Genomic DNA, 12,449 nt, shown 5'->3' with positions numbered 1-12,449 from the left:
AAGTATATACATGCTGTATCCAAACAAGCATACGAAAAACATACTTAGAAAACTCAATTTAAGGTAGACAAATTTATGATTTTATTGTATTATTATATGGCACTCAATCATGCAGGAGTGGTGGAACGGCAGACACGCTGTCTTCAGGCGGCAGTGCGAGCAATCGCGTGAGAGTTCAAATCTCTTCTCCTGCACCAGCTTATTGAGTCAGACGCTCTATATCAGCGTCTTTTTTTTGCTTTAACAATCAGTTACGATACATCCGACATTATAAAACAACGGACTCGATTGCATATCCTCATGTGTAATTATGAATTTCTAGTATTTTGAAATAATATTGCTGTTATTCACAGTTCTATCTGTATTTGTTATTATAAAATACTGTACTTCTCTAAGAATGAACGCATTCATCCAGCATAAGCAACAGCTGCATTCATCTAACGAAATTTTAAGACTGTGAAATGTAACCTAAAACGGCATAAATATCGACTTTTTTTCAATAAGGGGTAGACAAATCAGCATTTTCAGTGTATTATAATTGAGCATCATGAATCATGCAGGAGTGGTGGAACGGCAGACACGCTGTCTTCAGGCGGCAGTGCGAGCAATCGCGTGAGAGTTCAAATCTCTTCTCCTGCACCATGATAAGCATAAAAGCGCTCTATATCAGCGCTTTTTTTATTGATATTTACAGCTAGGTTTCGTTATGGGAATATGAACATAAAGGATACACAAATAAGTAGGCTGAAATAATCTGACACAAAGCATACCGTTACATCGTAGTCTTGGCTTCCCTTATAGGTTGATGGAAATCGTAACGGTTTTTTTATGTGAAGAAGCCATTAAGAATCTTATGCATAAGAGAGCCCTGCATGAGTATTCCTGAATTTTTATGTCATTGATTGCAGGCGACACCATATAGTATATTCCCATAAACCTCCTCATGACTGTACGTTTAAAGAACAACTATATCTGTTCTTTTTCGAACAGCTATCTTTCTGAAAGTGTGCCTTATATGATCAATGATGCATTCAAAGCTTTAATGAGCGAAATACAGGATTATCATCATAAGTGTGATGAAATAATTGAAGAAATTACAAATACCTAGGATTTTGTAAAGAGTGTTTTGGAAATCGTCTTAGAAAACTTGATGTAAATATCGACGATTATGAAATTAAAAAATTTTTGATTTATTACCTACGCCTAAGTCATTTAAGGCAAGTTATGAAAATCTCTTCACTTATAAAACATCGTCTATCAATCAGAATCATTTCATAGTTGATGCGGTACATCAGAGATCAAAGGCGCTGAAGACTATTGTATGGATAACAACAAACTTCTATATTATGAGACACTGTTTTATATATAGGAAGTTGGATGAAAAGTTAACAAAATTATTAAGTACAACAGATAAAATCGTCAAGGCACATGCAGGTATCAAGCAATTGGCAGAAAAGCAAAAAAAATTAGATATATTTGATAATCAAAAGATTAAAAATTTAAAAAAGCGAGTCATTGATTTGTATTATATCGATGATGAAGATGAACTATCCCAAAAGATGGAGATGGTTTGTAAAGAAGTCATTGATTTATTGATTAAGTATGAATTATGTAGTATCGATGATTTAGACGGAACATATTTCAATAAGAATAAATATCTTGAAATGACTAATACTGCAAATTCTTTAAATGATATCATTGCTAGTTCATCGATAGCGCAGCCATATGCTTAAAAAAAGAGAAATCCTTCTCTTTTTTTATATTATTGATGCAATACGAAGCCAAAAATTGCATTACGCAGCCACCCTATTGAACTATTATCAAAATTTGATATAGTGAAAATAAGAAAGGGTTTAAAATAAAGGAGGGATAAGTATGATTTGAAAAACTGTATAGTGTATGAAAACGTATTGATGCAGGAGTATATGGAAATGAAGTAATTATAGTACATAAAGTTCATTATTTACAATAGCATACCTAAATAGATAAGGTCAAAATCAAGGAAAAAGCTTACAAAATATATAAAAAAAGGCAATCCAGTGTGGAAAACCATATGTCTAATTAGGTATAGGTTTAAAAACAAATAAGGGAGAGAAGACATGATGAACAGTCAAAAGAAACAGAAAGCAGCAATAGCAGTAACAGCACTTAGCGTAACTGCAATATTATCACCGACAGCACTGTATGCAGTGGAAGATAATCAGAACATACAGATTACACTATCAGAACAAATGGAAGGAAAGAAACTGGAACAAGGGATACCTTCAAAAGAAAATAACTTTCATTCGAATGTGAAGATAGTCACTTCACAAGGACAATCAGATATCCAGACAATAAATAGTAAAGCTACTTCATCCATGATAAGTAATTCAAATAACGCAATTACAGATGCTAGTGAAGCTGAAGGCGCAATAGCTGATATTATAAATTATTATGGTTTATCTAATGAAACAACAGAACAGGAAATAAACGATATACTCATTAAAAGCCTTGTTGATACAGGCAAATTAGAAAATGCATCTATAGTGTCTTATTCCAAGGGATTGGATGCAACAGAGAATGCCTATGGTTATGGGGAAATCCTATTTCAGTATAAATTATATGGCCAGCCCCCATTACAAAGCCTATTTATTTTTTCAATCCCTCGTTTACCAAAGGCAGGCGAGATTTCTATCAATAGCACAAATTTTCCTGATGAACTTTTTAGGAAAGTCGTGAGGGATAGATATGATACAGATAAAGATGGAGTTTTATCTGTGGATGAAATAAATAATGTTACGGTGATTAATCTTACACAATTTGAAAATCGCGGTATCAAAAGCGTGAAAGGGATTGAATATTTCAATGAGTTAAATGAATTGAATTGCACAGGGACAGCTATTGAAGAATTGGATATCAGTAGGAATCTTAATCTGAAAACGTTTGCTTGCGCAAGTACAAAAATCAATACCTTAGATATTAATAATAATACTAAATTAAAGTATTTGGATTATTCAAGTACAAAAATCAATACTTTAGATGTCCACAACATAACTGAATTGACAGATTTATATTGTAATGATACAGAAATCAGTGAAATAGACGTTAGCAAGAATACAAAGCTAAGAAACTTGGGCTGCAAGGATACTAGAATCAAAGAATTGAACCTCAGTAAAAATCCTGAGTTGATGGCGTTGTACTGTGCGAATACGGAAATCAGTGAATTGGATGTAAGTAGTAATCCTGCTTTGATTCAATTGTACTGCTATGATACACCACTTGCTTGGCTGAATATCGGAACAAACAATCAAATGATTGATTCAGAATTTAGAATATCAGATTCTAATCTAACCATCCAGGTGCCTGGTGAGACTTTTGATATCACGAAGTTATATCCAGGAATAGACCCTAGCAAGATTACTAATCTAAATGGTGCTCAATTACACGGAAATATGGTTAGTGGTTATAAAAGAGGAATCCCAATAGAATATGAATATGATTGTGGAAGTACATTGGATGGACCAAAGAAGCTGAAGGTTACTTTGAATCTAAAAAAAGATGACAGTAAAATTAAAATAGCAGGAAATCTTGATATGGAATATACAGGAAAACCTATAACACCAATTATTGATAAATCTGGCAGTGGAGGAGAGATTACCTTTACATATGAGAAATGGAATGGTGATTCATGGCAAGCATTTCATAGCGTTCCAACACATGCTGGTACCTATACTATACAGGCCCATTTAGCCGAAGATGACTTCTATAATGAAGCAGATTCTGAGAAAATGCAATTCACGATTTCACGGGCAACTAATAGCTGGAAAGAGCGCCCTATAATCAATGGATGGATATATGGGGAACAGGCAAATACACTAAAAGCATCAGCAAAATTTGGAGATGCCCTATACAGCTACAGTGCTTCCAAGGATGGAACATATACCGATAAGGTTCCAACAGACGCCGGCACATGGTATGCGAAAGCAATCGTTACAGAAACAGGGAATTATACAGGTCTGGAGGACATCATCCGCTTCACGATAACCCCAAAGGGCATTGAGAATATCAAAATCCCTGAACTGAAAAATGACATGGATGTTGAGAATCTCATAATCAAGGATGGGGAAAAGGAACTTGAAAAAGGAATAGATTACGTCGTAGATAAGAATTCAGATAGTGAAAGTACTATGATAACTATAACTTTTAAGGGTAACTATAAAGGCTCAATAACAGAGAGCTATGAAAATGAAAAAGCTCCAGATGCAAAACATGAAAAGAAACCTATTGAAACAAAGAAAACAAAAAGTGTAGAAACAAACGATAATACTAGAGTTCATCTATTTGCAATTATGAGCTTGTTGTCTGCTGGATATATGGCAACTCTTTTAGGAAAAAAGAAAAAACGTAAAGAATAATTTACGATAATATCATGAATTTAGTGTAAAATTGAATTGATTATTATAAAGGGCTGTATTGATTAACTCATACGGCTCTTTGTGTGTAATCTCACAGTTAGTGAAATACTTTATAGATAGGGATTATTTCGAAATATGACAAGATTTCATATACTGAAGCTCAAAATGGTAATTACTCAACCTCAGTGATTTTTTCAACACGCACGCAGGTACCATTGAAAATTACACCAATCATATTACTGGAAAACATGGTATATTCAATATCTACACCAACCATAGCATTCCCTCCTGCGTTCAGGCAGCTTTCCACAGCACGCTGTCTTGCCAGCTCTCTTGCCTCTTTTAATTTACTGATAAAGCTTGCGGATTCTGCCCCCAGCATATCTGAAACAGACGCATCCCAACTACTCGCAAATCCAGTTCCAAGTACACTTTCCCCGCTCACGATCCCATGATAGGAAGTAATACGATATCCCGCAAAGCTGTTACAGGTCGTCATCAGCATGCCATCCTCGCGCTGCGCAATATCACGTACTATAAGCTTTTGCTTTCTTTCCGCAAACCAGGCATCTACATTCTCTATCACGCGGGACGGATAGGCTTTTTCCTGCATTTCCGATATTGCCAGCAAACGCTTATCCTCCAGCTCCTGCACGGTTTTCACACTTCTTCCTTTCTCAAATGCACGCAGCCCTTCATAACAGCTGCTGCACATGATGATATCATGAAACTGCGTCGGACAGGTTCCTAGTCCCTCTGCTCGTTTTCCGCATACATCACATATCTTTTTCATAGCTCCTCCATTCTCCTGCACCTCATGTACAGGCACATATTGTATGAAAGTAATATAAAATCACTTATCACAAAACAGATTTATCAGCACACCGCCTCCATATTGCATATATGCAGCTATATTCATTTGTTTTTTCTGTTGCTTTTTATACGCAGCTACCTTTACCGACCTGTGCACCTGTTTTCTTTACAGCTCGTCCAGTTCCTGCATACACAACAGCAAGACTGATCTTTCAGCATAGCTCTTTTCATACCTTCACTTTCATATCCACAATGCTTCATACTATATAGTTAAGAATAGCATATCCTTAGCTGTTTGTCTTTTACTTTTGCACAGATTTATGCAACTCTATTCTTTTGCGTATTATCGATATGTAAAAAAGAGAAAGTATAGGAACACAGGCCAGCAACATACTTATATAACACATGATGCTTTCCTGCTTGTAAAATACTTGTTAAACATCGCTGCATTCTGACTGTTTTTCCTATCTTGACATTTCAGGGCATGATGATATGATGAAGAAAATACGGGAGGAGATGATTGGATGAAGTATGCTGCTAATTTACTGGATCTGCTGGAAGCGGTATGTCTTCCACAGCAGCCCGTTTTATTCCTGAATCTTAGCGTGCAGCCTCATCTTTCTATGGTAAAGCTGCAGACTGCACTCACCAGGTGTCTGCAGCTGCTGCCAGAGCTAAATTGCCGCTATGATAAAAAACACAACTGCTGGACAGCATGCACAGAAAACAGCTTTACGATGCTTCAGGAGGTGAAGCAGTTTGATTTCACAGGCTGGGATATAGAACGCGATCCTCAGCTTTGTGTACAGGTCATACACGAGGAACAGCAGGAGCTTCTCTGTATCGGAATCAGTCACGTTTTATGTGATGGAGATGGTGCCATACAGCTGCTTCGGCTATTATGTACCTGTTATCGCGGTGAGACTGTATCCTTTCATAACATACGAAGCCTTTATGCGCTACCTGTTAAAAAACAAAAATATACGCTTGCCAGGAGGAAAAAACCGATTTTTTATGCGTTGCCGGGTAATTCTCATCCAGTCCATACAACGCAGCTACAACAGACGATTCCCCTGAAGCTGCTAAATAGAGCCTGTCCTTCGAATATGACAATCAATGATCTGCTGCTATGTGCCTATGCACAGACTTTGCATCACATGACTGCCGCCAATAAGCTTACGATTCCCTGTCCAGTCAACCTGCGTTCCTTTCTACAGCATAAGCCTGTATGGAGCATTGCAAATTTCGTCGGTGAATATCTGATAACCATAGAAGGATTGGATCATCGTCCATTCCACGCTCTGCTTACCGATATCCATGAACAGATACTGACTGAACGAGCACGCAATCAGGATCTGCATACAATTCGTTTCCTGCATCCCTGCGTGAAACAGCTACCGCTTTCCATTACCTCTACCCTCGCAAAGGCCTTCTTCATACACCGGATATCTCTTATACAAATTTGGGGAAAATTGATTCCTCCGGTATATATTTCAACGACTGTACGCTAACTTACGTCCACTTGACAGGAAGACCCCGTATATATCCGGCATTTCAGGTATCTGTTTCCTCATGGGAGGATACCTGTACCCTGTCCTGCCACATTGCAGGAGATACGATACAAATTGCTGCCGCACAGCGAATACTTGCCCATATGACAGCCTTCCTGCAACAATATGCCGAAAGCAAGACAGCCTAACATATAGGTTGCGGATAATGAAGAATTCTTTTAAAGCACCATGAGTATGGAATCAATGAGGATTATAGTACAGCACTCTGCACGTATTTCCCTTTCACAAAGCAAGTTGTATCTCGTATGCTAGCACAGACTCAGGTATATAACAAGATATCAGCTACAGGACATGAAATTCCAGAGCTGAAGCAGTTTCCTGTCATATGTTGCACAGCCGCCTGTTATCAGTACTGTAAACAGCTAGTATAGCGGAACAGCACACTCCTTTATCTTTCCATTCCCCTAATTCATACTCCTATGCTATAAAAAGCATTGGAGGCTTTACACAGTAAATGATTATGATTGTTCGATTATGGTACTGTCCTTTCCCTATACAAAAAAAGACCGCATCCGGTCTTTTTTCATATTGCTTCATCGCTTCTTCCTTAATCACAGAATTATTCCGCTACCGTTTTTCTAAAGGAGCGTTTATAATACCACACTGCCGCCAGCATGGAAATCAAAAAGAATATACCGGCATACAGAAAGGACAATCTCGGCCCTGCGGAATAAATAAATCCAGCAAACAGGGCACCTGCAATCATACCAAGACTTTTCATGGCATTGTAAAAGCCCATAACCATACTACTGTCACTGGCATTGGACGCTGAGGCACATAAATCCTGCAGTAATGGAATATAGATTGCATTCAAGGCAAAGAAAATGATATTGATCATAATAAATGGAAGAATATCCTCCAGCATGGTAATAGCAAGCAGCGTGATACCGGCTCCGCCAAGCACATAAATTACTGATTTTTTCACATTGGTTTTCTTCATAATCCATACACAGATCGTCGTATTGGCAAGCAGGGAAATAAATCCGACAACAGCCTTCAGCATACCGTTATAGGAGGAATTGAACTGAAACTGATCCTTGATAAAATAATTGAAATTCTGATCATAAGCAGTTGTTGCCGTTGATGTCAAAAAGACCGCAAAAAATAAAATCGCAAAGGTCAGTGTCATAAAACGACGGGCATCCAGAAACGCCTGAAAAGGGTTTGCTTCCTTCCATATACGGATAGGCTTTGTCTGCTTCTCCTTATCCTCACAAAGGCATACGGCAAACATAAATCCGCAAAATACAAGAACTCCGCTTTGCATTGTGAATGTAAGCGGAATAGAAACAACACCGGCAAAACCACCTACCAGATATCCAAACGCCGCAAATACAGTTGTTAGTGTTGCGGATAGTGCAAGGTATCGTCCCCTGTTTTCAACAGAACTGGTATGGATGATATAGGTCAGAATACTTACCATGATACCACCCACAAAAAAGCCGGATAGCAGGCGGGCAAACATGATGGTAGGCAATGTTTTCATAATAGCAAACAACAGTTGTCCAACGCCATAGCCAACACAGCAGATTCCTAAAACCCGGCGGCTTCCCAGGCGGGTAACCTGCTTTGCCCAGAAGGGAGAAAACAAAAAATTAGTAAACGCCATTCCAGCATACAGCATACCGAAGGAATAGTCCGGAAGCTGAAGATTCTTAATCAGGGTCGGCGTAATCGGATGTGCAAAATTAGCCGCCAGACTTTCCAGTGCAACTGCAATGAAAAACAGTTGAAAATGATATTTTAAAAGAAATGCTTTCCATGATTTGTTATTCATATATAATTCCCACTTTCTGCAACAGAACAAATCTTACTATGAATTTCATGGAAAAGCAACCGGAAAACTCCTATTGATTATTCATAATAAGAGAAGTCTTATCCTGTATAGAAAGCATGTTTTAAAATTTTTAACTCCAGGACAGGTAATCAGCATAAAGGCGTAAAAAAGCTGAATCCTGAAATACGAGATTCAGCTATAAAATATGTATATCTTTATTATTTTTCTTTTTCCCCAAGCCTATCCTTTAAGGCTTCATAGGTATCACATTCCAGAATATGAATGACGGCTTCATCAACCTGTTGATCGCTCAGCGCATCCACCCATGCATCATCAATTCCATATTTGTGTAATATGAGTGACTTCAACAATGATTTCCTTCCTTTTTCCAGACCTTCCTCAATGCCTTTTTCCAATCCTTTTTCCATTCCTTTTTCCATTCCTTTTTCTAACCCTTCTTCCATTCCTTTTACCATTCCTTGTTGAAAGCCTTTTTCCAATCCTATTTTTCTGGCTTCTGCAGTCTGCTCCCGCAGATTCGCCTGGACTGCTCGCTCAGCAAATTCCACTGATTCCGCCCAGCTGAACAACTGTCCGTCCTCTCTCATTTCATTATATTTTGCCATTGCTACATCCACCATCCTTCTCTTCATCTTTAGTATAGCATCATCCGGATTATATGCAAGCACATAACAAAAGGTCTCAAATTCCGTCAGCTTCTCTATTCCTCCAGCCTCCTTTATGCGCTGCTCGATCATCGGCAGAAATACGATTGCGCGATTCAATGTACCATGCGGCTCCTCCTGATTGTCCTCATCCCTTACCTTGTAGTGGCGTATCATTCGTTTGCCATCCTTCGGCTTACAGTTCATGAAGATGATCTGATAGAACGGCTTCAGCTTTGTGTAATCATCCCCCTTCTTCAGCTGTCTTTCCGCCAGGCGGTAGCCATACTGCTGGAAGCGCAGCTGCTCTTCCTCCGTATACCCGGATACCTGCATTTCCAAATTGAAGAAATGTCCATCCTCATCCTCCAGCACCACATCTAGGATCGCCCGCTTGCCGAAAAAGGTTTCCGGCAGCAGCTCCGGATTCAGCACCCTCGTCCTTTGTACCTTCAGCTTGTAGATCTCCTCGATGATCCTGCTTCTCAGCATCGCAGAGCCTGCGTCCTCACCAATCAGCATGTACTTGAAAAAAACATCATTGTGGAAGGGAATCGGATATTCCCTATCCTTCACTTTCGTCATTTACAGTTTCCTCCTTTGTCTTTATATATATCTATACGAAGGAAATCTGCAAAACTCCTAAATTTTTTTAAAAATCACGAAAAACAATACAAAAAAGCTTCTATTTTCTATAATGAAACCAGCTCCATAAAATAGCATACCATACAGGAATGCCAGAGCAGCCTGCTAAAACAACCCCTGCAGAATCTGTATATTCTCCCCATTAAATAAGTGAATATCATTTCTCCTAGCTTGGTGTCCTGAGCTTTTCAGCCTTAAAAGTATGAAATGTCTTTTTCTCTCCTGCTTATGAAAACACTAAGCAAATAAAAACAGATGCTCCTCCGGCATGGAAAAGCACCTGTTTCACCTCCATCATGATTAAACAAGCTATATTATCACGATGTCTTTATATATTTTTGTTCAAAGTCATGTATTGGAATCGGACGGTCAATCAGATACCCCTGTAAGCCGTCACAATCCAGCTGCTTTAGGATATCAAACTGTTCCCTTGTCTCCACTCCCTCTACAATCAGTTGCATATTCAGGTTGTGACAAATCTGTACAAGAGAGGAAATCAGCATTTGAGAACGCCGGTTATTCTGTAAATCCTGCATCATGCTGCGATCCAGCTTCAGCGTATCCAGCTGTGCATTGATAAACAGAGCCATATTAGAATAGCGTGCACCAAAATCGTCAATGGAAATAGCATATCCCTGCCGCTTGATCCGCTCCATAATCATAATGAGAAATTCATTATCCAGACTTTCATCATTTTCTATAATTTCAATTTCCAGATACTTTTTCGGAACCTGATATTTGTTCCATATACGCTCCAATTCTCCCAGAAAATCAGCCATACGCAAGGTATAGCGTGAAAAATTCACACTCAGAGGAGTCAGCCTTCTGCCCTCTTTATGCCACCGGCAAAGCAGACGGCATACCTGTTCAAAGGCGAAAAAATCGACATAACGAATCGTTCTGGCCTCCTCCAGGGAAGGGATAAATTCATTCGGCATAATCAGGACACCGTTTTCATCATGGTAGCGAATCAGAGCTTCCCCGCCAATCAGCTCCTTTTTGAAATTCACCTTAGGCTGCAGATATACCTCAAATTGCTGTTCCTCCAGTGCCCTCATCAGAATACTTCGATCCGCAAGCTGCAATACGGTATCATTACAGCAGCGATAGCGGTTAGAGTTCGGATTTTTACGATAATACTGCATTTTATCCTGATACATATATTCATCAGCATCTGTAATCTTATCAGAAAGATTCTGGCACGTAGGCGTCCAGATATATCCGATTGCCCCCTTGCAGTTTGCACTTCCCACGATTGCCTGCTTCAATATCTCCACCTGCTGAAGAAATGTCTGCTCCTCCACAGCTTGCAGGAAGACAACAAACTCATCACCGCCAATGCGATAGATTGATGCTGTATCAAATACCTTTTTCAGTATGGATGCCCCTTCACTCAGTACCTTATCACCATAGGTATGTCCCAGATGGTCATTGATATCCTTTAACCCGTTGATATCCATATATACAATTCCCAATGAAACAGCCTTTCCATTAAGCTGCTTCAAATCCTGTAGATAGCGGTTTCTGTTGTATACACCTGTCAGATCATCATAATAGCTATAGTGCAGCAGTCTGTCATTCAGATTCTTTTTTTCCATAGCCACACTCATAAAATAGCTGATTGTTTCCAGCATGGAGAAATTCTGCATATACTCCAGAGCCGGATTATCCACACCGATAAAACCTGTACTCTTATTATTCTGAACAATCGGTGACAGCGCAATGCTTCGGATATTCTGTACGTGCAAAACCTCATAGGTTTCCGGAAATTCTGTCCGTATACGCTCCACATCCGGTATGGAAACATTTTTCCCCGCTTCTATGAAGTCCTTCCAGACTGCCAGCAGAGAAACATCCATATTCTGACAGAAGGCTATCGAGGATTCAACACCCTCATTACACCACTCAAAGGTATTGCTCATACGGCCGTCCTGCAATTCAAACACATAGGCGCGTTCCGCATGCATAAACTCTCCGATTTCCTTTAACAGCTGATCCATATAAGAATCCATATCATTGGAAATATACATCAAGCGGATACAGGCAACGGTTTTCATCTCCATCTGCAATGCCAGATTCAGCCGTTCATGCTCCTGTTCCAGATTCATGCGTACCTCCACCATATCCTCCACATCCGTATAAATGACATAGATAACCGGAATACCGTCAATCTGTTCCTCTGCAAAGGTTCCTGTCATGTGCACCCACAAGCCTCCATCCTTTGACGGAAGATGGCAGAGACCTTCTGCCTGCTGGCCATGGCTTTGAAGGGCATGCTTAATCACATTATTCAGCTTTTCAAATTCTTCCGGTACGTTATGGAAGAAGGCAGCAGCACTGTCATGAAACAGTGTATGAAATTCCTCTTCATTGTAACCGCACATTGCATAAAAGGCATCATTTGCCCACAGCATTGAAAATTCTTCATTTACAAGGTATTTACAGACGCCGATGCGTATAGCTTCCAGCATATTCTTTCCGGCTTCCTTCTGTTCTATCGTATTCATCCTATCAGCATCCTTTATATGTTGTATAGCGCTATGTATATTGTATACTGTTTCTTATATAAAAGGTACTTTTTTGT

6 protein-coding genes, 2 tRNA genes and 1 pseudogene are annotated in these 12,449 nt (G+C 39.2%); 5 read left to right on the top strand and 4 right to left on the bottom strand.

Going from position 1 to position 12,449, the window contains the following annotated elements; genetic code table 11:
- Positions 1–111 precede the first annotated feature (111 nt).
- The 4 genes from GKZ87_04385 (at position 112) to GKZ87_04370 (ending at position 4,394) form a co-directional block, all read left to right on the top strand.
- Positions 112–197, top strand: a tRNA-Leu gene (locus GKZ87_04385).
- A 359-nt stretch (positions 198–556) separates the two neighbouring features.
- Positions 557–642: transfer RNA gene (locus tag GKZ87_04380), tRNA-Leu, on the top strand.
- Between the two features lie 731 nt (positions 643–1,373).
- Positions 1,374–1,733, top strand: a complete 360-nt coding sequence (locus GKZ87_04375; GenBank protein QSI24798.1) for a hypothetical protein — start codon at positions 1,374–1,376, stop codon at positions 1,731–1,733.
- A gap of 366 nt (positions 1,734–2,099) precedes the next feature.
- Positions 2,100–4,394, top strand: coding sequence for a hypothetical protein (locus GKZ87_04370; GenBank protein QSI24797.1), 2,295 nt, complete (start codon positions 2,100–2,102; stop codon positions 4,392–4,394).
- A 172-nt stretch (positions 4,395–4,566) separates the two neighbouring features.
- Here the strand turns inward: GKZ87_04370 and GKZ87_04365 are convergent, their stop codons facing one another.
- The gene (locus GKZ87_04365) at positions 4,567–5,187 is read right to left on the bottom strand and encodes a heavy metal-binding domain-containing protein (protein ID QSI24796.1); all 621 of its coding nucleotides are present in this window, start codon (positions 5,185–5,187) and stop codon (positions 4,567–4,569) included.
- Between the two features lie 544 nt (positions 5,188–5,731).
- Between GKZ87_04365 and GKZ87_04360 the strand changes: the two are divergent.
- Positions 5,732–6,906 (top strand): annotated as a pseudogene (locus tag GKZ87_04360) (hypothetical protein).
- A gap of 431 nt (positions 6,907–7,337) precedes the next feature.
- Here GKZ87_04360 and GKZ87_04355 read toward each other — a convergent pair.
- From GKZ87_04355 to GKZ87_04345, 3 genes are all read right to left on the bottom strand, one after another.
- Positions 7,338–8,555, bottom strand: coding sequence for an MFS transporter (locus tag GKZ87_04355; GenBank protein ID QSI24795.1), 1,218 nt, complete (start codon positions 8,553–8,555; stop codon positions 7,338–7,340).
- Between the two features lie 218 nt (positions 8,556–8,773).
- Positions 8,774–9,805, bottom strand: coding sequence for a transposase (locus tag GKZ87_04350; GenBank protein ID QSI24794.1), 1,032 nt, complete (start codon positions 9,803–9,805; stop codon positions 8,774–8,776).
- 377 nt (positions 9,806–10,182) lie between these two features.
- Entirely contained in the window at positions 10,183–12,372 is a 2,190-nt protein-coding gene (locus GKZ87_04345; protein QSI24793.1) for an EAL domain-containing protein, read from the bottom strand.
- Positions 12,373–12,449 lie beyond the last annotated feature (77 nt).

The organism is Erysipelotrichaceae bacterium 66202529 (genome assembly GCA_017161075.1).
Classification (GTDB): Bacteria; Bacillota_I; Bacilli_A; order Erysipelotrichales; family Erysipelotrichaceae; genus Clostridium_AQ.
The sequence above is the reverse complement of the archived record's forward strand: the minus strand, read 5'-3'. Positions and strand labels throughout refer to the sequence as shown.

Coding starts and splice junctions, on each gene's coding strand:
- GKZ87_04370 (QSI24797.1), top strand. CDS start 2,100: ATGATGAACAGTCAAAAGAAACAGAAAGCAGCAATAGCAGTAACAGCA.
- GKZ87_04365 (QSI24796.1), bottom strand. CDS start 5,187: ATGAAAAAGATATGTGATGTATGCGGAAAACGAGCAGAGGGACTAGGA.
- GKZ87_04355 (QSI24795.1), bottom strand. CDS start 8,555: ATGAATAACAAATCATGGAAAGCATTTCTTTTAAAATATCATTTTCAA.
- GKZ87_04345 (QSI24793.1), bottom strand. CDS start 12,372: ATGAATACGATAGAACAGAAGGAAGCCGGAAAGAATATGCTGGAAGCT.
- GKZ87_04350 (QSI24794.1), bottom strand. CDS start 9,805: ATGACGAAAGTGAAGGATAGGGAATATCCGATTCCCTTCCACAATGAT.